Origin of the sequence: Burkholderia sp. Bp9099, assembly GCF_003857805.1 — a bacterium.
In the GTDB taxonomy this organism is placed as follows: Bacteria; Pseudomonadota; Gammaproteobacteria; order Burkholderiales; family Burkholderiaceae; genus Burkholderia.
The window spans coordinates 45,567-67,676 of record NZ_QTPU01000025.1; the positions used below are offsets into that span (position 1 = coordinate 45,567).

Annotated in this window: 18 protein-coding genes; 15 read left to right on the forward strand and 3 right to left on the reverse strand. The window is 66.2% G+C overall.

Translation table 11 applies throughout. The features are described 5' to 3' along the window. The first annotated feature begins 12 nt into the window (after positions 1-12). The 14 genes from DIE17_RS26855 (at position 13) to DIE17_RS37560 (ending at position 19,435) form a co-directional block, all read left to right on the forward strand. Positions 13-7,425, forward strand: a complete 7,413-nt coding sequence (locus DIE17_RS26855) for a non-ribosomal peptide synthetase (RefSeq protein WP_124488367.1) — start codon at positions 13-15, stop codon at positions 7,423-7,425. 44 nt (positions 7,426-7,469) lie between these two features. Continuing rightward, the gene (locus DIE17_RS26860; protein ID WP_124488368.1) at positions 7,470-8,882 is read left to right on the forward strand and encodes a polysaccharide pyruvyl transferase family protein; all 1,413 of its coding nucleotides are present in this window, start codon (positions 7,470-7,472) and stop codon (positions 8,880-8,882) included. 77 nt (positions 8,883-8,959) lie between these two features. After that, on the forward strand, positions 8,960-9,649 hold the full coding sequence (locus DIE17_RS26865) for an ABC transporter ATP-binding protein (protein WP_124488369.1): 690 nt from the start codon (positions 8,960-8,962) through the stop codon (positions 9,647-9,649). 53 nt (positions 9,650-9,702) lie between these two features. Next, complete coding sequence (locus DIE17_RS26870; protein ID WP_260430303.1) at positions 9,703-11,046, forward strand: ABC transporter permease; 1,344 nt, start codon at positions 9,703-9,705, stop codon at positions 11,044-11,046. Continuing rightward, positions 11,039-11,857 carry an outer membrane lipoprotein-sorting protein gene (locus DIE17_RS26875; RefSeq protein ID WP_124488371.1) on the forward strand — a complete coding sequence of 273 codons (819 nt, stop codon included), beginning with the start codon at positions 11,039-11,041 and terminating at the stop codon, positions 11,855-11,857. Before DIE17_RS26870 ends, DIE17_RS26875 begins: the two co-directional genes overlap by 8 nt. Next, the gene (locus DIE17_RS26880; RefSeq protein ID WP_124488372.1) at positions 11,841-13,274 is read left to right on the forward strand and encodes a hypothetical protein; all 1,434 of its coding nucleotides are present in this window, start codon (positions 11,841-11,843) and stop codon (positions 13,272-13,274) included. The genes DIE17_RS26875 and DIE17_RS26880 overlap by 17 nt, the downstream gene beginning before the upstream one ends. A gap of 31 nt (positions 13,275-13,305) precedes the next feature. Then, complete coding sequence (locus tag DIE17_RS26885) at positions 13,306-14,142, forward strand: phytanoyl-CoA dioxygenase family protein (protein WP_124488373.1); 837 nt, start codon at positions 13,306-13,308, stop codon at positions 14,140-14,142. A gap of 21 nt (positions 14,143-14,163) precedes the next feature. Further along, positions 14,164-14,364, forward strand: coding sequence for an MbtH family NRPS accessory protein (locus DIE17_RS26890; protein WP_124488374.1), 201 nt, complete (start codon positions 14,164-14,166; stop codon positions 14,362-14,364). An 81-nt stretch (positions 14,365-14,445) separates the two neighbouring features. Beyond that, the gene (locus tag DIE17_RS26895) at positions 14,446-14,634 is read left to right on the forward strand and encodes an MbtH family protein (protein ID WP_124488375.1); all 189 of its coding nucleotides are present in this window, start codon (positions 14,446-14,448) and stop codon (positions 14,632-14,634) included. 46 nt (positions 14,635-14,680) lie between these two features. Continuing rightward, a complete protein-coding gene (locus tag DIE17_RS26900) occupies positions 14,681-15,646 on the forward strand; it encodes a hypothetical protein (RefSeq protein WP_124488376.1) in 966 nt (321 codons plus the stop codon). Between the two features lie 61 nt (positions 15,647-15,707). Further along, the gene (locus DIE17_RS26905; RefSeq protein ID WP_260430304.1) at positions 15,708-16,982 is read left to right on the forward strand and encodes a sensor histidine kinase; all 1,275 of its coding nucleotides are present in this window, start codon (positions 15,708-15,710) and stop codon (positions 16,980-16,982) included. Next, the gene (locus DIE17_RS26910; protein WP_124488377.1) at positions 16,970-17,737 is read left to right on the forward strand and encodes a LytTR family DNA-binding domain-containing protein; all 768 of its coding nucleotides are present in this window, start codon (positions 16,970-16,972) and stop codon (positions 17,735-17,737) included. The genes DIE17_RS26905 and DIE17_RS26910 overlap by 13 nt, the downstream gene beginning before the upstream one ends. A gap of 46 nt (positions 17,738-17,783) precedes the next feature. After that, positions 17,784-18,707: a sterol desaturase family protein gene (locus DIE17_RS26915; protein ID WP_124488378.1), complete on the forward strand. Its 924-nt coding sequence runs from the start codon at positions 17,784-17,786 to the stop codon at positions 18,705-18,707. A gap of 497 nt (positions 18,708-19,204) precedes the next feature. Next, on the forward strand, positions 19,205-19,435 hold the full coding sequence (locus DIE17_RS37560; protein WP_185500376.1) for a hypothetical protein: 231 nt from the start codon (positions 19,205-19,207) through the stop codon (positions 19,433-19,435). A 27-nt stretch (positions 19,436-19,462) separates the two neighbouring features. Here DIE17_RS37560 and DIE17_RS26925 read toward each other — a convergent pair whose 3' ends face one another. Beyond that, positions 19,463-20,623, reverse strand: a complete 1,161-nt coding sequence (locus DIE17_RS26925) for a DUF4382 domain-containing protein (RefSeq protein WP_124521182.1) — start codon at positions 20,621-20,623, stop codon at positions 19,463-19,465. A 361-nt stretch (positions 20,624-20,984) separates the two neighbouring features. Between DIE17_RS26925 and DIE17_RS26930 the strand changes: the two genes are divergently transcribed. Further along, positions 20,985-21,197: a hypothetical protein gene (locus DIE17_RS26930; protein ID WP_044843850.1), complete on the forward strand. Its 213-nt coding sequence runs from the start codon at positions 20,985-20,987 to the stop codon at positions 21,195-21,197. A 58-nt stretch (positions 21,198-21,255) separates the two neighbouring features. Here DIE17_RS26930 and DIE17_RS26935 read toward each other — a convergent pair whose 3' ends face one another. Both DIE17_RS26935 and DIE17_RS26940 read right to left on the reverse strand, forming a co-directional pair. Further along, positions 21,256-21,555 carry a hydrogenase maturation factor gene (locus DIE17_RS26935; protein WP_124921389.1) on the reverse strand — a complete coding sequence of 100 codons (300 nt, stop codon included), beginning with the start codon at positions 21,553-21,555 and terminating at the stop codon, positions 21,256-21,258. An 86-nt stretch (positions 21,556-21,641) separates the two neighbouring features. Further along, positions 21,642-22,064 (reverse strand): NUDIX hydrolase, encoded by a 423-nt coding sequence (locus DIE17_RS26940; RefSeq protein WP_124921390.1) that lies wholly within the window; start codon positions 22,062-22,064, stop codon positions 21,642-21,644. Positions 22,065-22,110: the final 46 nt, after the last annotated feature.

Below are 22,110 nucleotides of genomic sequence, written 5' to 3' on the forward strand. Positions count from 1 at the left end.
AGGAACCGTTCCATGAGCAGCATACCGAGTGAACTGCGCGAACGCCTGAACCGCCGTATCCGGGCCGTGCCGGAACCGCATTCGTCCGAGCCGCCGATCAGGCGGGCGAAGGATCCGGACGCGGGCCCGCTGTCGTTCGCGCAGGAGGGGATATGGCTGTTTCAGCAACTGAACCCGTCCGGCACCATGTTCAATCTCGGCGAGGGTATCCGGCTCGCCGGCGAGCTCGATGCCGACAGCCTCGGCGCGGCGCTGGCGGCGCTCGTGACGCGCCATCCGGCGCTGCGCACGACCTTCACGGTGGCGGGCGACCAGCCGGTGCAACGGGTGCTGTCGCGGGTGCCGGTCGAGCTGGCCGTCGTCGACCTGGACGGCCGGTATCCCGCCACGGATGCGGGCTATGCGGAGCGCGACGCGCACGTGCGGCGCATCGCACACGAGGAGATCACGCGACCGTTCGATCTCTCGGCCGTGCCGCCCGTGCGCTTCCGGCTGCTGAGGCTCGAACCGCAACTGCACGTACTGTTCTTCGTCGTGCACCACATCGTCTTCGACGGATGGTCGTTCGGCATCCTGTTCGCCGATCTCGTCGCGCTGTACAACGCGCATCGCCGCGGCAGCCCGGCCGCGTTGCCGGCGTCGCCGCTCGCCTATGTCGATTACGCGGTCTGGCAGCGCGAGCGCAGCGAGAGTGCTTCATTCCGGCGCTCGCTCGAATTCTGGCGCGAAGCGCTCGCCGGCGCGTCGGCGACGACGCTGCTGCCGCTCGACCGGGTGGGGGGCGGCAGCGGACAGAACGTGCGGCAGGTTGCATTCTGGATCGACCGGGACTTGCGGGCCGCGCTGATCGACTTCGCGCGACGGCATGCGACGACGCCCTACGTCGTCGTGCTCGCGGTGTTCTGCGGGTTCCTGAGCGCACTGTGCCGCCAGAACGATCTCACGATCGCGACGCCGACCACCAACCGCCAATTCACGGAGCTGCACGGCCTGATCGGCAATTTCGTGCAGATCGTGCTGATCCGCGCGCGCGTGACGGCGTCGGAACCGTTTGCCGCGCTGCTCAAACAGGTCCACGAGGCGGTCTTCAACGGCATCGCCAACAACGAGGTGCCGTTCGAGATGACGCAGCGCTGTCTCGACGACGGCCGCAGCAGCGCCCACATCGGCCGCCCCAACGTGTCGTTCGTCTGGGACGACACGCCGGTGCACCACTATCCGCTCGACGGGTTGTACGCGGAGCGCGAGGTGTTCGCGGCCGATCACAACAGCGCGGACCTGTCGCTGATCGTCGCGTCGAACGTTCGTCCCCAACAGACGCTCGTCACGCTCGAATACCGCACCGACCGGATCGACGCCGACACGGCACAGATCTGGTCCGACACGCTGCGGCGTCTGCTCGGGGACGTGATCGCCGCACCCGGGCGCGCGCTGGACGACCTGCTGCTGCCGCCGGAAGACGAGGCGCGGCGGCTCGTCGAGCACTGGAGCGGCCGGGACCGCCCGGTCGAGCCGCCTGCCTGCGCGCACGTTCAGGTGCGCGATCAGGCGCGGCTTCGTCCCGATGAGCCGGCGGTCGTGTTCGGCGACCGGGTTTTCGGCTACGCGGAACTGGTCGCGCGCGGGAACCGTCTCGCGCATCATCTGCGCGCGCACGGCGTCGGGCCGGGTTCGGTGGTCGGGCTCTGTGTCGAACGCAGCGCCGAGCTGGTGGTCGCGTTGCTGGGCATCTGGTCGGCGGGTGCCGCGTTCCTGCCGCTCGATCCCGACTACCCGGTCGCGCGGCTGCGCTTCATGATGGCGGACGCACGGGTGGCCGCGGTGGTGACCGACGCGGGCGGCATGCGGCACGTCGAGGTGCCCGGGATCCGCGTCGTGCGGCTCGATGCCGACAGGGCGGAAATCGAGCGTCACCCGGCCGCTGCGCCCGACCTCGTCGTACGTCTCGATGATCCAGCCTACGTGCTCTATACCTCCGGATCGACGGGCCGCCCGAACGGCGTGGTGGGCACACACCGCGCGATCGCCTCGCGCCTGATGTGGGACGGCGCCGATCCCGGCACCGTCTACGCCGGCAAGACCACCATTAACGCAATCGATTCGCTCTGGGAAATCTTCATGCCGCTCACGCGCGGCGCCCACGTCGTGCTGTTTCCGGCCGATGCCTGCAACGACCCGGCGCGCCTGATGGCGATCGTCCGCGACCATCCGATCGACCGCGTCGTACTGGTGCCGTCGCTGCTGCGCGCGCTGCTCGACGACGAATCCGGCCTGCTCGCGAAGCTGACCCACGTACGCGAGTGGTCGTGCAGCGGCGAACCGCTGACGCCCGATCTCGTCGAGCGGATGGGCCGGCGTCTGCCCGGCGTCGTGCTCAAGAACGTCTACGGCACATCCGAGTTCTGGGATTCGATGATGCAGGAATGCGGCGCGCTGGCAGACCGCCGCACGATTCCGATCGGCCGCGTCGTCGACGGCGCGCGCATGTACCTCCTCGACGCGCAGATGCGGCCCGTCGCGATCGGCCTGCCGGGTGAGCTGTATGCGGGCGGCAACGGGCTCGCGCACGGCTATGCGAATCAGCCCGCGCTGACGGCCGAGCGCTTCGTGCCGTCACCATTCGACGCGGCGGAACGGCTCTACCGGACCGGCGACCTGTGCCGCTGGCGCAGCGACGGCACGATGGAATTCCTCGGGCGCCGCGACGACCAGATCAAGGTACGAGGCCATCGCATCGATACCGGCGAGGTGGTCGCGGCGCTGCAGCGCTGCGACGGTGTGGATCAGGCCGTGGCCGTGCTCGGCGACACCGGCGGCGGCCCGCCGCGCCTCGTCGCGTACTGCACGTCGCGCGGCGGCGGCACGGCGCCCATCTCCGTCGCGGGAATCCGCAAGGCGCTCGCGTCGCAGTTGCCGGGCCACGCGATTCCGTCCGCGCTGATCGCGTTGCCGGCCATCCCGCTTCTGCCGAACGGCAAGGTCGACCGGCGCGCGCTGCCGGCACCGCGCTTCGAGGATTTCAAGGCCGACTACGTCGCGCCGCGCACACCCGACGAACAGGCGCTCGCGCAGATCTGGAGCGAGCTGCTCGCGGTCGAGAGGGTGGGCGCGCTCGACAACTTCTTCGAACTGGGCGGCCATTCGCTGACAGCGATGCAGGTGATCTCGCGGATACGCCGCCTGCTCGAGGTCGAAGTGCCGCTGTCGGTGCTGCTCGAGCACGAGACACTGGGCTCGCAGGCCGAGGCGATCGGCCGCGAGCGCCGCAGGCGCGCGAGCCTGGCGCTGCCGCCGCTCATGCCGGCACCGCGCGTGCCCGGCGGCGCTGCGAGCCTGCCGCTTTCGCTGGCGCAGGAGCGGCTGTGGCTGCTCGATCAGCTCGACGTCGGCGGGGCGGCCTATACGATTCCGCTCGCGTTTCGCCTGCGTGGCGCGCTCGACGTCGACGCGTTCCGGCTCGGCGTCGCCGATCTCGTTGCCCGTCACGAGACGCTGCGCACGCGGATCGTCACCTTGGGCGGCAGCGCGACGCAGGTCGTCGATGCGCCGACCGATTACGACATCGAGCGTGTCGACCTGCGTCATGCGGACGACGCGCGGCAGCGCGACGAGGTCGAGCGCCTGCTGCGGGCCGAGCTGCGCAAGCCGTTCGACCTGCGCGGCGGCAGCGGCGTGCTGTTCCGCGCGAAGCTGGTGTTGCTCGGCGACGCCGACAGTCTCGTGTTCGTCAACCTTCATCACATCGTGGCCGACGGCTTGTCGGTCGAGGTGATGATGCGCGACATCGCGCTCGCCTATCGGCATCGCAGCTCGGGAGGCGCCCATCCGCCGTTGGCGCCGCTCGCGGTGCAGTACGGCGACTACGCGTCGTGGCAGCGCAGCTGGATGCAAGGCGACACGCTTGACCGGCAGATCGCTTACTGGCGTGAGGAACTGGCGGACATGCCGGCCCACCTGAGCCTGCCGGGCGATCGCGAGCGGCCGCCCGTGCAGAGCATCCGCGGCGCCACGGTCTCGATCCCGCTGTCGGCGGACATCGAGCAGGTCGTCGCGCGGATGGCGCTCGATCAGAACGCCACGTTCTTCATGGTGATGCTGGCCGCGTTCTACCTGCTGCTGTTCCGCTGGACCGGCAGCGACGACTTGGTGGTCGGCACGCCGATTGCGGGCCGCAACGACGCGCGCACCGAGGACCTGATCGGCTTCTTCATGAACACCCTTGCGCTGCGCGCGAAGCTCTCGCCGGACATGACGTTCGGCGAGCTGGTGCGCGAGGCCAGGCGCGTCGCGCTCGGCGCCTATGCGCACCAGGACCTGCCGTTCGAGCGTCTGGTCGAAGAGTTGCGGCCGCCGCGCGACCTGTCGCGGCAGCCGATCGTACAGGTCATGATCAACTCGCTCGACTTTCCGGCGCGCGACGCGATCGACACGGGCCTGCGGATCGAACGCATGGCCTTGCCCGACGAATCGTCGAAATACGATCTCACGCTCTATATCGACCGGCGCGCGCCCGAGACGAGGCTCGCGATCACTTACGCGGCCGACCTGTTCGATGCGCCGCGCATGGAGAGCCTGCTCGCGCAACTGCATTACCTGCTCGAACGGGCCGGCGATCTGGCCGACCAGCGCATCGTCGAGATCCCGCTGGCGCGTGGACCGCTCGTGCCGGCGAGCGCCGCCGGCACGCCTGCCGCGCACGACGCGGATTGGCCTGGCACGGTTGCCGGGCGCGTTGCGCACTGGGCGGAGCGTATCCCCGACGTGGTGGCGGTCTCGGACGGCGTCGAGAAACTGAACTATCTCGACCTCGAACGCGATTCGAACCGGCTGGCCCACCTGTTGCTCGCGCAGGGGATCGGCCGCGGCGAGGTGGTCGCGGTGTTCGCAACGCGCTGCGCGCGGCTCGCGTGGGCCATGCTTGGCGTCCAGAAGGCGGGCGCGGCTATCGTCGTGCTCGATGCGTCGCACCCGCCGGAGCGGCTGACCGCCTATCTGTCGATGATCCGGCCGGCGGGCTGCCTCGACCTCGCCGCGATGCCGCGCGACGGCGCGCTTGACGACGCGCTGGCCGCGTGCCGCTACGTCGGCGAATTCGCGACCGCCCTGCACGCCGAGGACGCACCGGCCGATGCGGTGCACGCGTCGCTGGCCGGCTATTCCGCGTCGCCGCCGCAGGTCGTCATCGAGCCGGGGGACCTGGCTTACATCGTCCTGACCTCGGGCACGACGGGCATGCCTCGCCCGGTCGCGACGCCGCATCTCGCGCTCAGCCATTTCCTCGACTGGCAGGCGCGCAGCTTCGATCTCAACCGTTTCGACCGGTTCAGCGTCCTGTCCGGGCTCGGCCACGACCCGCTGTTCCGCGACATCCAGGCCGCGCTCTGGTCCGGCGGGCTGGCCGCGATGCCGGGCGAGCACGAGCGGATCGGCGGCGAGCTGCTGCGCTGGTTCGTCGAGACGGGCATTACGGTCGCGCACATGACCCCGTCGCTGGCGGACACCATGCAGTTCTCAGACGTCGACGACGTGCTCCTGAGCCTGCGCTACGCGTTCCTCGGCGGGGAGCCGCTCGTCTCCGACGTCGCGCGCCGGCTCGCACGCCTCGCCGTCGGCTGCGAGGTGCTCAACTGCTACGGGACAACCGAGACGCCGCAGATCGCCAGCTACGCCAGGATCGCGACGACCGGCATCGACGAAGCGGGGCCGATCGGCATCGGCAAGGGGATCGACGGCGTGCGGCTGGTGCTGCGCTCGGTGACCGGCCACTCCGTCGCGTTCGGCGAGATCGGCGAAATCTGCGTGATCACGCGCTATTTGGCGGACGGCTATTACCGGATGCCGGCCGCGACCGCCGAGCGCTTCGTGCCGTCTCCGCTCGGCGACGGCGGCCGCTGTTATCGCACCGGCGACATGGGCCGCTATCTGGCGGACGGCAGCATCGAATTCGTCGGCCGCCGCGACGGCCAGCTCAAGATCCGCGGTCATCGCGTCGAGTCCGGGGAGATCGAGCGCCATCTCGCGGCATGCGACGGCGTCGGGCGTTGCCATATCACGGCGCTCGACGCGGGACAGGGCGCCGAGATCGTCGCCTACGTGGTGCCGGCCCGCACGGGAGCGGCTCAGGGCTTCGACGAACGCGGTGCCGCGCGGCTCGATTTCCGGCAGATCGACGCGACGCTCGCGCGGCGCCTGCCGGACTACATGCGGCCGGGCAGCTATGTGCAATTGGCACGGATGCCCGTCACCGCGAACGGCAAGCTCGATCGCGGCGCGCTGCCACAGCCGGACGCCGCGCATCGGATCCGGCCGCAGACCTATGTGGCGCCGGTATCCGCCGTGGAGCTGCGTCTCGCGCAAATGTGGTCCGAGATTCTCGGTCTCCCGCGGATAGGCGTCCACGACAACTTTTTCCAGATCGGCGGCCATTCGCTGCTGGCGGTCAGGCTCGTGGCACGGATTCGCGACGCGTTCGGCAGCGAGATGCCACTGCTGTCGCTTTTCGCGTGTCCGACGATCGCGGAACTGATCGGCCGCCATCCGGAATGGAGCGAGCCGGCGCCGTCGGCCGCGGACGAGACCGGTGACGGATGCCGCGACGAGACGGGCCGCGACGCGCTGGTGCTGCTGCAAATGGGCACCGCCGCGCCGCTCTTCCTGTTTCATCCGATCGGCGGTGGGTTGGGCAGCTTCCATCCGCTCGTCGAACGGCTCGGCCCGCGCCAGACCGTGTTCGGCATCCACGCCTATCACGACGGCTTCGGCGCCCGGGATGCGTCGGTCGAGGAGATGGCACACCTGCACGCGCGCGAGATTCGCCGCGTTCAGCCGGAGGGGCCGTACCGGCTGGCGGGCTATTCAGCCGGCGGCATGCTCGCGTTCGAGACTGCGCGGCTGCTGCGCCTGTCGGGGTGCGAGGTCGGCCTGCTCGGCATGATCGATGCGGAATCCCCACCGTTCGAGCCGGGGCGCGACGTCGACGCGGCAGCCTGCTGGCGCTACTTCCTGCTGCACATGCGGCGACGCATGAAGCAGGCAGTCAAGCAGGACGACGAAGCGATCATGGCGCTCGACGAGCAGCAGAGGATCGAGTGGCTGTGCCGGCAGACCTATACGAAGACGAAGACCGGCGATTTTGCCGAGACGGCTTACACCGAGGACGAGATTCGCGAGCAGTTCAAGGTCTACCGGCGCAACCATCTCGCGCGCAAGCGCTATGTCGGCCTGCCTGGCGACGTCGGGATCCTGTTCTTCCTCGCCACCGAGGAGCCGGCGCGCCGCGTCAGTCCCGTCGACGGCTGGCGCCCGCGGACCCATCGCGGCGTCGAGGTCGTGCCGGTCGCGGCGAATCACTACTCGATCCTGCTGCCGCCAGCGATCGACGTCGTCGCGGACCGCCTGGCGCAGGCACTGGCGATGAAGGGTTGAACGGCCCGGGCAGGGCCGCACGATATCGGCGAATCGAGGATCGTATGAACCAACGTGAAATCGCATTCCTGCGGGCCCCGGATCCCGAGGCCATGCTGATGGCGCATCTCGCGCCCGCGGCAATGGATGCGCAGGCGGCGCGCGGCACGCCATGGCGCCCCGGCGCGCCGCTGTCGCTGCTGCTGGCCGGCTATTGCGGGGCGGGCAATCTCGGCGCCGACATGCGGACGGGGGAGATCGTCCGCCAGATCCGCCATCTTCTCGGCACGGAGCGGGTGCGTTTTCGCGCGCTGAATTTCGGTGCGGTGTTGCCGGGCGACGTGCTGCCGGGCGTCGATGCCGTGTCGACCGATGGATATCTGCCCGACGTGCTGGCCGCGAGCGTCGCAGCGAGCGATGCCGCGATCGCCTGCGAGGGCTCGATGTTCAAGTCCACATTCTCGGACGTGCTTTCCGCGACGATGGCGGGCGCACTCGGGTTGGCGGCGCGGCAAGGCAAGCCGTCGGTCGCGTACGGCGCCGAAATCGGGGTCATGGACACGCCGCTCGAACGCTTCGTCGCAGAGCACGTCGCACACTCGCTGGTGCTGACGAGAAACGCGCCGTCGCAACGTCGCGCGCAGGCGCTTGGACTGCGCGCATTCGAGGCCGCCGACACCGCATGGAGCTTCGCCGCGTCGCCGCGGGACGAGTCGGCGGCCCTTTTGCGCGACGCGGGATGGAACGGCAGCCAGCCGCTGCTGACGGTCTGTCCGATGAATCCGTTCTGGTGGCCCGTGCGGCCCAATCCGTCGCTCGCGGCGGCAGGCGTGTGCGCCGAGTTGCGATACGGCTCGGTGTTCTATCACGCGTCGTCGCCGGAGATCGACGTGAAATACCGGCACTACATCAAGGGCCTCGCGCGCGCGATCGAGACGCTGTGCCGGCGCATGGACGCGCTGCCGTTGCTGATCGGCATGGAACGCGTCGACTGGCGGGCCTGCCGCGATCTGTCCGCGCAGCTCTGCTCGCAACCGCTCGTGCTGATGTCCTGCGAGCATCCCGCGGCCTGCATGGTCGGCATCTTGCGCATGAGCGCGTTGCTCGTCAGTTCGCGGTTCCACGCGCTGGTTGGCGCGATGCCGGGGCAGGTGCCGTCGATCGGCATCGCGATGGACGAGCGGATCCGAAATCTGCTCGACGCGCCGGATCAGGCGGGGCGCGTCATCCCCGCCGACGCGCCCGATCTCGCGGAGCGCGTCGTCGCGGCGGCGGTGCAGCTCGATCCGGTGGCGATCGCCAGATCGTCGGCGCGCACGGTGGCCGCGGAGATCCGCAAGATGGGCGAGGGCGGGATCCGGTTCTGCGACGAGATCGCGCGCGTGCTGCCGAACTTTTCGATGCGGCATCGCCCGCGGCACTGGGAAGCCCATCTGCCGCCCTTGCCGTCGCCGCTGCTCGAACTGATGGCCGCGTGAACCAGTCCGGCGACGCGTTGCGCCTCGGCACCTCGCGCGCTCCTGCGCAACGTCGTCACTGCAACGAGGAAGTCGACATGTTTCTGAGAATCAACCAGGTATCGAAGACGTATCGCGAAGGCAACGTCGAGGTCCATGCGCTGAAGAACGTCGATCTCGACATTTCCGCCAGGCGCTTCACGATGCTGGTCGGGCCGTCCGGCAGCGGCAAGACCACGCTGCTGAACCTGATCGGCTGCATCGACCGGCCCTCGGGCGGCACCATCGCGTTCGACGGCGAGAACGTGTCGGCCTGGCCGGATCGCCGGCTGACCGCGTTTCGTTCGCGCGAGATCGGCTTCATCTTCCAGAACTTCAATCTGATCCCGGTGCTCACCGCCTACGAGAACGTCGAGTACGCGCTGCTGCTGCACCGCACGCCGGCGGCCGAGCGCAGGCGCCGCACGCTGGCGATGCTCGACGCGGTCGGGCTCTACGAGCAGCGCGGCCAACGCCCCAACCAGCTCAGCGGCGGGCAGAAGCAGCGCGTCGCGATTGCCCGCGCGCTCGTCAAGCAACCGTCGCTGATCCTCGCCGACGAGCCGACCGCGAATCTCGACTCACGCACCGGCGACAGCATCGTCGCGCTGATGCGCGACATGCAGCACACGTTCTCGACGACCTTCGTGTTCTCGACGCACGATCCGAAACTGATGAGTCATGCGGACAAGACGATCACGATTCTCGACGGGGCGATCCATCAAATCGACGAAACGGTGATGTCATGAGAGTGGTAAGGATTGCCTTCCGAAACGTGTTCCGCAACCGGCGCCGATCGCTGATGACGCTGATGACGGTGGCGATGGGCGGGATTGCCGTGCTGCTGCTGGGTGCCTTGCTCGGCTATATCGTGCTCGATTTCCAGACATCGACCGTCAAGCGTGTCGGCCACCTGACCGTCTACAAGAAGGGCTACACCGATTTCGGTTCCGGGAATCCCGTGGCCTACGGCATAGGCAACTACGCGGGCGTGCAGAAGCTGATCGAGAGCGATCCCGAGCTCGCTCCGATGATTGCGGTCGCCACGCCGATGCAGGTCGTGTTCGGCATCGCCGGCAACTACGACAAGGACGTGTCGAAGACCTTCTTCGGAGAGGGCATCGTCCCAGCCGACCGGACCCGCATGCAGGCGTGGAACGACTATGGCTTCCGCTACCTGCCGCCCGGTGCCCCGCTCAGGGCGGCCGACAGCGCGATCGTCGGCATGGGGCTCGGCCGGATGCTCGGCCTGTGCAAGGAACTGCACATTCCGCGCTGCCGGCCCGTGCCGCCGCCGGAGCGCAACGCATCGGCGCCGATTGCGCCGCCGCAGGACTTCAGCGCGCTCATCGCGCAGGAGGCGCAGGCCGGTGGCAGGACCGCCCCCGCGCCGGCGCACGCGTCACCGCGCATCGACGTGCTCGCGGCGACGGCGGGCGGCGCGCCCAACGTCGTCAGCGTGACGGTGGACCGGGCCGATTCAGAGGGCATCAAGGAGCTCGACGACAACTACCTCGTGATGCAGCTCAAGCTTGCGCAGGATCTGCTGTATGGGCGCGGCGAGCACAAGGTGACCGGCATTGTCATCCAGTTGCACCACACGGCCGACGTGCTGCGTGCCCGCGCCGGTCTGAACCGGCTGTTCCAGGATCACGGGCTCGACCTCGAGATCCGCGACTACGAGCAACTGACGCCGTTCTACAAGCAGGTCATCAACTTCTTCGCGTTCATCTTCACGTTCATCGCAATCATCATCTCCGTGATCGTGCTGTTCACGATCGTCAACACGATGAGCATGAGCGTGATGGAGCGCACCAGCGAGATCGGCACCTGCCGTGCGCTAGGCGTGCAGCGCAGCGAGATCTGGGCGCAGTTTGTTGTCGAAGGACTGATTCTGGGGCTGACGGGTGCCACGCTGAGCGTGCTCGCTGCCGCGCTGATCGTCGGGCTCATCAATGCGAGCGGACTGATGTGGACCCCGCCGTCGAACGTGGACAAGGTGCCGTTCCGCCTCTATCTCGACGGCAACTGGCCGCTGATCGCCGGCACGTGGGGCGTGCTCGTCGTGGTCGCGACGATCGCCTCGTTCGCGCCCGCGAGCCGCTCGGGCCGCAAAACCATCGTGGATGCACTGCGCCATGTCTAAAACCATCGTCGTCGCACGCGCGCTCGCGCTCGTCGGATGCGTTGTCCTGACCGTAGCCGGCGCTGCGCCGGCATCTCCGCCCCAGGGCGAAGCCGCGCAGGACATCCTCGCGCACGCCGATCAGGTCCGCAATCCCGAGGTCGCGTTCCGCGTTTCCGACCAACTCGTCGAATACGACCACGGCGTCGCCAAGAGCGCGATGTTCCTGCACGTCTACTCGAAGATAGAGCCGAAAACGGGGCAGTTCCGCAATCTCGTCCAGTACGTCAGGCCCGCGCGCGACGCCGGCAAGATCCTGCTCCAGACGGGCCACGCGATGTGGTTCTACGACCCGGTCTCGTCGGCGAGCGTGCGCATCTCGCCGCAGCAGCGGCTGCTGGGCCAGGCGTCGAACGCCGACGTGCTGACGCTCAACTTCGCCAAGGAGTTCTCGGCGACGTTGGTCGGCGAGGAAACGATCAAGGACGCCGACCAACACGAACGCGCGTGTTGGCACCTGCTGCTCGTCGCGAAGGATGGCGAAGCAATCTATCAGAAGGCCGACTACTGGATCGACAAAGCGCAGACGGTCGCCGTGAAGGGGCGCTTCTACGCGGACAGCGGGCGCCCGCTGAAGGTCGTGTACTACCGCAAGTACGTGAACGCGCTGGGCGGCATGCGTCTCGCCGAGGCGATCATCCTCGACGAGGTCGACACGAACGTGATTACGAAGATGGACTTCAGCGAATACGTCGCGACCGAGATTCCAGAGAACTGGTATCAACGCGGCTACCTGTCCTATCTGCGACCCGACGATGCCGGTTCTCGCTAAGTTCCGCACAGGATTCATCTGGGCCCTCGGTGTCGCAGCGGCGCCGCTCGGCCATGCGCAGGCAGCGGATCCGCCGGCCGGCGACGCAGTGCCGGACGCGATCCTCAATGCGCCCGCGCAAGTCGACGTCAACCGCTTGCCGGGAAACGGCGCGCTGACGGGGACGACGATGCTGGGCACCGATTTCGAGTCGCTGCCTCGGCAGCACGACCTCGCGGTGCCCATCCGCGGCGCGCGCGACCCGGTGAACCTGATGCGCTTCTACGTGGACAGCCGCGCGCAGTGGCGCGCGACACCCGACGTCTATCTGTTCTCGAGCATCAAGGGCTCGGTGCTGAGTGGCTACTCGTTTGCGAGCCCGTCGCTCGGCAACCTGTCCGAGCGGCTCGATACGCGCGAGCTGTACGTGCGATGGCATGCGGCGCCGCAGATGTTCGTCGATGTTGGGCGCATCAACGTCAACAACGGCGTGGGTGTCAGCTACAACCCGACCGATTTCTTCAAGGAACACGCCTCGGTCGATACGCTGACGCACGACTACGCGAGCTGGACCAACGACCGCCTCGGCAGCGTGATGCTGCGCATCGAGAAGGTGTTCGAGACCGGCACGATCAGCGCGCTCTATTCGCCGAAGCTCGCCGACCCGGCCGCGGTCCGGCAGTTCACGTCGGGGGGCGGACTGCAGCTCGGCCGGACCAATTTCGCCCAGCGCTTCCTCGTCAAGGTCAATCACGATTTCGGCGAAGGCGTCAGTCCGGAACTGCTGTTCTATCACGAGGCGAGCCGCTGGAAATTCGGCTTCAACCTGACGACCAATATCAATCAGGCTTCGACCTACTTCCTCGAATGGGCGGGCGGCAACGAGCTGTCGTTCGCGAACGAGGCGTTTCAGTACGGCGTCGCGACCGGCACTTTCGCGGCAGGCTCGACGAATTTCGCGGGAGCCGGGGCGGCCAGCTTCCGGAACAAGCTGTCGACAGGCGTGAACTACACGACCCAGTCGAAGCTGAACGTGATGCTCAGCTACAACTACAACCAGGCCGGCCTGTCCCGTGCCGAATGGAACCGCTGGTTCGCGGCCGGCCGTCCCGGTGCGCCCGGCGCCGTGCTTGCGTCGCAGGAGTACTGGTACATGAGGACCTACGGCGCGCAGGTTCGCGAGCTCGCAGGCCGGCAGACCGTGTTCCTGCGCATCGAGCAGGCGAATTTCCTGATCCACGACCTGACCTTCGCTGCCTTCGTGCTGGCCGACGCCGAGACCAACTCCTACCTGATCAATGCCGGCCTCGACTACAAGGTGAACGATCGATGGCGCGTGCAGGTGACGGGCGAGAAGGATCTCGGGAAGCGGCAGTCGGAGTTCGGCAGCGACTCGACGAGCGGCGAATACCTGGTTTCCCTCAAGTACTACCTCTAATCCCCACGCCGACCCACAAGGAGACGACGCAGTGAAACCGAGAACATCCCCCGTCATATGGAACGGCGCCGGCCCCCTGGATGGGCGGCAGCGCGATACCTACGAGGAGGCCGGCTACGTGCTGCTCCGGCAGGTGCTGGACGATGCGCTGATCCGTACGCTGCGCGCGGAGGTCGACGCGCTGCGCATGGGGCAGCACGAATCGACGATCCTCGAGCGCGATCGCTCGACCGTGCGATCGGTCTTCGATGCCCATCGCCTCACCCCCGTCATCGCGGAGCGTGTCGTGCAGCACGGGCATTTGCTCGACGTCGCGGAACAGATTCTCGGCAGAGGGTTGTACGTGCATCAGTGCCATGTCAATTTCAAGAGCCCGGGTGGCGGCGGCTTCGCCTGGCATTCCGATTTCACGTTCTGGTTCTGGGAAGACGGCATGCCCGAGCCGCGCGCGATCTCGATGTTCGTGTTTCTCGATGCCGCGCGCACCGAGACCGGGCCGCTCTGCGTGATTCCCGGTTCCCATAAGGTCGTGACCCACACCGAGTGGTATCGCGAGGTGAGCGACCACCGCCGGGCGGTGCGCCACGACGATGTCACGAACGCACGACGGAACGGCCTCCTGGACGCCGGCATGTTACGTGACCTGACACGCGACAGCGCCATCGAGACGATCTGGGGCGAGCCGGGCGACGTGCTGGTCACCGACGCGAATCTCGCGCATGCGAGCGGGCACAACTTCGGCGTCCACGATCGGCGCATCCTGCTGCTGATCCTGAACCACATCGACAACAAGATCGGCGCGCCGCGCAGCGGCGAAGCCGCACGACCCGAGTACATCAGTTCTCGGACCTTCGATCTTGTTCGCTAACGGGGAATCGGGAGAGCCGGCATGGACGATCGGGAACAGTTCAGGGTGGTGGTCAACGCGGCGGGGGAGCATTCGATCTGGAGCATCCGCCATCCGTTGCCGGAAGGATGGGTCACAACCGGCTTCGAGGGCGGCCAGGCGATCTGCTGCCAGTACATCGCCTCGCTTCGCGCGCGCCTCGGCGGTGCCGTGCCGTGGAGCACGAGCTGGTACGAAGGGTGACCGGTCCTTTCACTTCACTGAAGCCGCGGCACGGGCGGCATCGCGGCGGTACCTTTTGCATTTCCAACCCGGGAGCAAGACATGAGCGAACACGACAAGGCGCGTTACCGCGTGGTCGTCAATCACGAGGCGCAGTACTCGATCTGGCCTGAGCAGCGCGAGATACCGGCGGGCTGGCGGAATGCCGGCAAGACCGGCAGCAGGCAAGACTGCCTCGACTACATCGAAACCACCTGGACCGACATGCGGCCACTGAGCCTGCGGCAATGAGCGCCCGCCGGGGCGCCTCCGTCACCACTTTGCGAAGAGGACTTCCATGAACGTATCGGACGAGATCCAGAGAACCGGATACTGCCATATCAAGAACTTCCTAACGCAGGACGAGATCGACGACCTGATCCGGTTCTACGAGAACGCCCCGCCGCCGTCGAACAACCTGTATCCGACGCTCGACTATGGCGTCGTGCCGGACACGATTGAGAAGACGATCATGGACAAGGTGCATGCGCTGCACGACACATGCTTTCCCGGCGAGGTCTTCATCGACGAGTCGATGACGTTCTTTCCCGTGGTGCCTGCGGATCCGTCGCGCTCGATCAATCTGCCGTACCATCAAGATCACGAATCGTTCTTCCTGATCGGCGAGCACTATCACTACCTGAACGCGTGGATGGTGATCGAGAAGGGCGATCCCGCGCACTCGAACCTGACAATCGTACCGTTCGACGCATTGCGCGCGAAATCGCCGATCCTGCACGACTTCTGCATTGGCAACGGGGCGACCGTGATCTCGGGCGATCTCCTGCAGAACGACAATCTCGGAACCTGGTACAAGCTCGATTTCGACATCAACGACATCGCGATCACGCCGCACATGGAGGTCGGCGATCTGCTGTTGATTCGCGGCGACATCCTGCACAAGACCCAGAACCAGCTCACGAGCCGCGTGTCCGTATCGCTGCGGGCCGTGCGCGCCGCGACGGTGCTCGAACGACGCAATCTGTTCAGCGGCTCGACCTCGAAGCTCTGGGTGCTCGCCAAGAATCATCACGTGTATGGCATGGTCGACTTTATCTTCGAGAGAATGGGTGTCGACCTGATCACGATGCGGGACTATCTCGTGCACAAGCGGCAAGTTCACGAGGAACTGAGTCTGGATCCGGCGGTCTCGAAGGACTACCACGCGCATCTCGAGAAGTACAAGAAGTTCCTGTCCCAACTGCTCGTCGAAAAGGTCTCGTCGAAGATGGACGATCGCGTCTCGATGTCGAAACAACGGTGACATACCGGCCGGATTGACGGCGCAGCGGCACGAGCGGGCTGGCCGGCCGGAGACGGGAACGATGGACCCCGTGACGCGTTCGCGCTTACCATCACGCTGCACGCGTGGCGTGCGTCGATCCGGTGCGGCCTGCGCAGCAACCGCGGATGGCTTGTGCCGGCGCACGGCGCAGGCAGGTATCAGGGCAGGGCGATCCGGCCGCCTTCAGGCTTCGAGGACCGAAACGAATTGTGAGATTGCTGACCTGTTCGAAATGGTAAATAGCAACTCTGCTGATATCAACCCGCGGATGCGTCTGCTGCGGCACGTCGTTCTGCCGTGGATCGCGTTCTGGTCGTTGATGCTGATCGTCGGCGTCCAGGAGTACGTGCGTTCGGGCGGCCGTGATCTCTGGGCGCCGCTCATCGACTACGGCACCGCAATGGCAGTCGCGACCACGCTGGCGACGATGCAGATTTTCCGTGGGAGACGGCTTGGCCATCTGCTCGGTCATCCGCTGCGCTGGTTCGCGCGCATGTGGATCTGGATGCCGCTGCAGTTCGTTGTCTACGTCGTCGCGATGTATGCATTACGTAAGCTGCTCTACGGCCTGGCGGGCATGCCCCTGCTTCACGAACCCTGGCCGGAGGTGGTCGCCTACGAGGCCAGCAAGTTCGTCATCTTCTACGCACTGTTCAGCGCCATTCATTTCGGTTTGCTTTCATACGGTGCTTGGGCGAACGAACGCCTTCGCACCGAGCAGCAGGCGCACTTCGCGCGGCAGGCTCAGCTGACGCAACTCACGCAGCAACTGCAGCCGCATTTCCTTTTCAATACGCTGAACACGATCTCGTCGCTCGTGCATGACGACCCCGATACCGCCGACCGCCTGATTGGCCGGCTCGCGATGTTGCTACGCGCGGCCGTCGACGCCGGCCGCTCTCCCCAGCAGCCGCTCTCCGACGAACTCGCGCTCGTGAAGGCCTATGCCGACATCATGCTGCAGCGCTTCGCCGATCGGGCCAGGATGACCTGGGATGTCGACCAAGGCACGCTGACCTGCCGTGTGCCGACGCTGGGGCTCCAGCCACTCGTCGAAAATTGCTTTCGGCACGTGGTCGAACGGCGCGCCGCGACGACGCATATCGTGATGCGCGTCACTCGCATCGAGGGCCAACTGCATGTCTCGATCGAGGACGATGGCGAGACGTACGCATTGCCGACTTCGCTTGGCGTGGGACTCGGCAATCTCCAGAGCCGGCTGAGATCGATGTATGGTCACGATGCCGCATTGACGCTCCGGTTGCGAGAGGGCGGCGGGCTGATCGTTCGGGTGAGGCTGCCATGCGCGTGCTGATCGTCGACGACGAAGCGCTCGCCCGCAGCCGTCTCGCACGCCTGCTCCGGGCTGTGCCCGACATCGAGATAATCGGCGAGGCCGCGGACGGCGCCACCGCGCTGGCGCTTGTCGAACAGTCGAGGCCGGACGTCGTATTCGTCGACGTCCAGATGCCTGAAATCGATGGCTTCGACGTGGCCGCGTCGCTGCCGGATGGCGGCCCGGCGCTGGTGTTCGTGACGGCATTCGACCAATATGCGTTGCGGGCATTCGATACGCACGCCGTCGATTACCTGCTGAAGCCGGTTGAGCCGGAGCGCCTGGCGCGCGCGGTTCAGCGCCTGCGCGAGCGCGGATCCAGCCGATCGCACGGAAGCGTCGGCGTGCCGGATCGCCTGCTCGTGAACGACCGCGGGCAGACGCACGTCGTGCCATGTGCGGAAATCGAATGGCTGGAGGCGGCCGACAACTATGTCGGCATTCACCTGGCAACGCGCAGCCTGTTGATGCGGCGGACCCTGGCGGCGCTGCTCGAGAATCTCGGACCGGCCTTCGTTCGCATTCATCGCGGCGCCGCCGTCGCGCTCGCTGCCGTCCATGCGGTGCGATTTCGCGGAAAGGGCGACGCGATCGTGCTGCTGAGGGGCGGTGCCGAGGTGTCGTGCAGCCGGCAGTATCGGGCCGCGCTCGTTCAGGCACTGGAAACGACTCGCGACCGCTCCGATTCGCCCCATCCCACGCCCGCTTCGTCCCAGGGCGATTGCGACGCGTGAGCATGCGCCGCTAGGCTGGTGGCTCCTCGCCATCTTCGATTCGACCATGGCCACGCTCGTCGCGATTCTCAAGATTTCCGTTCCGCTGGTCCTGCTCGCCTCGCTGGCCGAGGCGCTGGTTCTTGCGATCCTGCGCGGCTGGCGCCGCTACGACTGGCGCGCGGCGGCCGTATCGGCGGCTGACATGCTCGTGCGCGAGTATCCGCTGCATTGGCTGCCCACGCTGACGATCTGGCATTGGCTGATGCAGGCGGCCTGGACACATCGCTTCTGGACCCTGCCGATGGATCACTGGAGCGGCTGGCTCGCGTGCCTCATCGGTCAGGACTTCTGCTACTACTGGTACCACCGCGCCGCGCATCGGGTCCGCTGGTTCTGGTGCACCCACGCGATCCACCATTCACCGAACGAGCTGACGCTGTCGGCCGCCTATCGCTTCGGCTGGACCGGGCAGCTCACCGGCTCGCTGCTGTTTTTCGCAGTCGCGCCGCTTTTCGGGATGCCTCCCGCCATTGTGCTGGTGCTGCTGTCGATCAACCTGCTGTACCAGTTCTGGCTGCATGCGACGTGGATTCCGCGCCTCGGGCCGCTGGAATGGATATTCAACACGCCGTCGGCCCATCGCGTGCACCACGCGTCGAATCTCGAATATCTCGACGCGAACTACGGCGGCATCCTGATCGTGTTCGACCGGATGTTCGGCACGTACATTCCTGAACGACGCGATCTGCAATGCCGGTACGGTCTAGTGGCGCCGGTTGACACATACAACCTGCTGACGATCGAATTTGCACAATGGCGCGCGTTATGGGGAGACATATTGGCGGCACGATCGTTGCCGGATGCACTCGGCTACCTGCTGAAGCCGCCCGGATGGCGACCAAACGGAGGAGGGGAAACGACGGAAGACCTCCGGCAGCGGGCGGCTCACCCCGTGGTGCGCAAGGCGCGCGATAGCGGCACAGGGTAGCCCCCACGCGTATCTCAAGGACATTTCACGCGTCTGCCCACGCAAAGGGCCGGCGACGTTGCAGCGTTGGTGCCGCATCGCTCGCAGCTGAAATCTGCAATGTCCTAACTTCGCCTGCGGGTCGCTTGCAAAAGGAATTCCGGTGGCGTCTGGCAGGGATTTCAGTGAAGTTTTCGGGTAAATTCAATATTTGACATAATTAACACTCTCGTCGGACCGCATGCCTGCATCTTGGCGGCTTGTCGGGAGCGTCCCGAACGTAACCGAGCCCGTAAGGGCAACTTTTGGGGCATTTGGGCGAGAAACTGCTCGACGTCCATTTGCCATAGGGCATTGTGGCCGAGATTAGATTGCTGCTGAGCCAAATGTGGGTAGCATTGTGGGTAGGAGGCCATCTGCAACTGCGGGAGTCTTACCTGGCGCGTCTCCGCGGGTGATGGATGTAGTCTGCTGCCTTCCGCCATTCCGCCGCGATGCCCGTCATGCAACGACCGACCATGAAAAAGGCCCGCGCTACGCGGGCCTCGTGCAATCAGCAATTGCCTTTCTTCGCCTGTCCGGGCGGGCAGAACCCGTTCCCCGGCCCGCCCTGCGGCGCGACGACGACCGGCGGCCCCGGAACATATGCGACGCATCCGCTGAGCGCGCCGACCACGCTCGCCGCGGCGAGCAATGCGATAACCCCTTTCTTCACTTCGTTCTCCCGTTTATTGAGGAAAGGGCCGTGAGGCCCTTTCGATGATGCCGGCGACGCGTCAGAAGCTGAAATTGACGTTCGACTGGCTGGTCGTCGCGTTGACGTTCGTCGATTGCGTTGCGCCCGACGCTGCGTCCGCTTCGATCGTGTATTGTGCCGCGGCGATCGGCGACGCGGCCAGCGCGACCGGCAGCGAGCCCGAGTACGTGCCGACGATCGGCGCGGCCGTGGGCACGTTGAGCGCATACGTACCCGTATCCAGGTTCGCGTTGATCGACGTGATCTCGTACGCATTCGCATCGACGGTCTGCAAGGCGCGCACGAACGCATTGGCGCTTGCCGTCACCGTGCCGCTGACCGTGCTCATCGTCGATGCCGGCAGCGTGATCGGGGCAGTCGACGCCGACACGGCCGTGGTCGTGTTCACCACGACCGGAACCGAGCGGACGATGCCGGACGCGAAGTTGTTCTGCACGATCACGACGTCGTAGTTGCCTTGCGTCGAGCTCTGGATCAGCGGCGACAGCACGAATTTCCCGGTGTTGTCGGCAACCGTGCCGCGGACCACCTTGCCGCCTTGTTCCGCATACACGGTCGCGCCGGCTTCGGCCGAGGCGACATAGCCGGAGATCGCGCCGCTCACGACGGTCGGGATCGCGGTGACGACCGGCTTCAGCGCATACGTGCCGTTGCCGCGCTGGACGATCGACTTGCACGCGTTGAAGTCGAGCACGAGGTCGACGAGCGTGTTCGGTTGGACCGTGAAAGGCTGGATGATCTTGTAACCGCTTTGCGTCGCGCTCGGCGTCGCGAGCGCCTGTTCCGTGCCGCCCGTCGGGACGACCGAGTTCGCGAGGGTATTGCCCTGGTTCGGCGCGAGAACGAGGCGGATCTGCTGATACTGGCCGGCCGGCAAGGCGGTCTGGCCGATATCGGCGAGCACGCCGTTGGTCAGCGACAGCAGGTCGATCTTCTGCGGTGTCGCCAGCGTGATGGTCGACCAGCCGGCATCGTTATCGGAAGCATTCCCATTCGCATTGACGCGGACCTGAGAAACGGTCACGAATACGTGATCGAAGCCGCATGACGGTGCATCGGTCATCGCGACGTGCAGCGTGCCGGTTTGCGGGCTGCCGCCATCGTCGCCGCCGCCGCATCCTGCGAGCGCGAACGGCACCGCCGCCGCGCATAGTGCGGCCTTCCAGAATGTGTTGTTCATTGTTTTGTCCCCCTCGAGGTTATTGTGCGTGCAACGAAGCATAGCCGCGGGGAACGCCCACAGTATGAGCAGCTTTGAAACGAACCGTAAATTCTGCGTCGGAGCGTAAGAACCGCTGCCCGTCGATCGATATTCGCGACGCAATGGCAGGCAATAAGGCTCACAGCGAGGGAATCCTGTCCGGATCGATCGAGCAGGGCATGAGTCGCCGGGACACGGCATGTTCGCGATCGGCAAAAACTTGATCGGTGAAAGCACTAAATCCGCCCTGATTATTTCGCCGCTATAGTCGAATCACGAATGGTAGATGCGAGCGCCATGCGCCGCCGCCATTCAGGCAAAGACTGTAGACGGGTGCTGTATGAAAAACACAATCGAAAAGACCACCGGACCGGTGTGGGGTGTGGCGGCAGGCGTGTTTCTGGCTGCCGCAGGACTGAGTCTCGGCATCTTCCCGAAATCGCTGAATAGCACGGGAACCGCAAACGACTTCCTGGCGTCCGGCGTTGCGATGCTCGGTATCTTCCTCGCCGTCTATTCCACACACGAACTACGACGAAAGCGCCTGCACTGAGCGCCGGCACGCGCGCTCCGCAAAACGCCGCAAAGATGATGCCGGGCCGATCGACGGCTCAGGAATGCGCGCGTCCTTTTGCCTGACCCGTATCGACCAGCAGATCGTCGACGAGGATTTCGCCGGCCGCGCGGCCGGCGCGCAACGCATTGTGGGTGTTGCGGAACAGGTGGCCGCCGTCGTCGGCGAGGCGAATCGGTCCGAGCAGGCGCGGCGCGCTGCCGGCCGAGCGCACCTGCACGACCGCGACGAACCCGAACCGCAGCGGGGCGGGCGGCGCGTGGTCGCGCGATTCGTCGAGCCGGAATTCGCAGCGGATATCGATCGTGTACCCGCGGTAGGTGTACGCACTGTTCATCTGCAGCTCGCTCGGAAGGGAACGCGGTGATGGACCGTGGGCGCATCATATCGGCTCGCGCGAGCCGGCGGGGGTGGGGTGTCTACCTACTCGAGGATTTCGTGCTCGTAGACGAGCTCGACGATGCGTTTCGTCGGGATGCTCGCGCGCAGTTCGCCGACGTTGTCGATGCGAAACCACTTGCACTTCTCGATCTCGTTGCTCGCCTGGGCCGTGTGCTCCGGGCCGACTTCGGCGAAGAACACGTGATGCACCTTCGCGAGCCCCGTGAACTGCATCGAATAGACGAGGTCCTGGCCGGTGATGCCGGTCTCTTCCTGCAGCTCCCGATGCGCGGCTTCGAGCGGTGTTTCGCCGCGCTTGATCGTGCCGCCGGGCAGCGCCCAGCGCGACGATGCGCGCGCGACGAGCAGGACCTGCCGTTCGCGGTAGCAGACGACGGTCGCGCGTTCCTTGACGGGGACCGAACTGGCTTCCGGCGCATTCGTGGAGACGGGGGCTTGAGGCATGAACCGATTCTAGCGAGAGTCGGGCGCCCGGCCAAGCCGGGCTCGT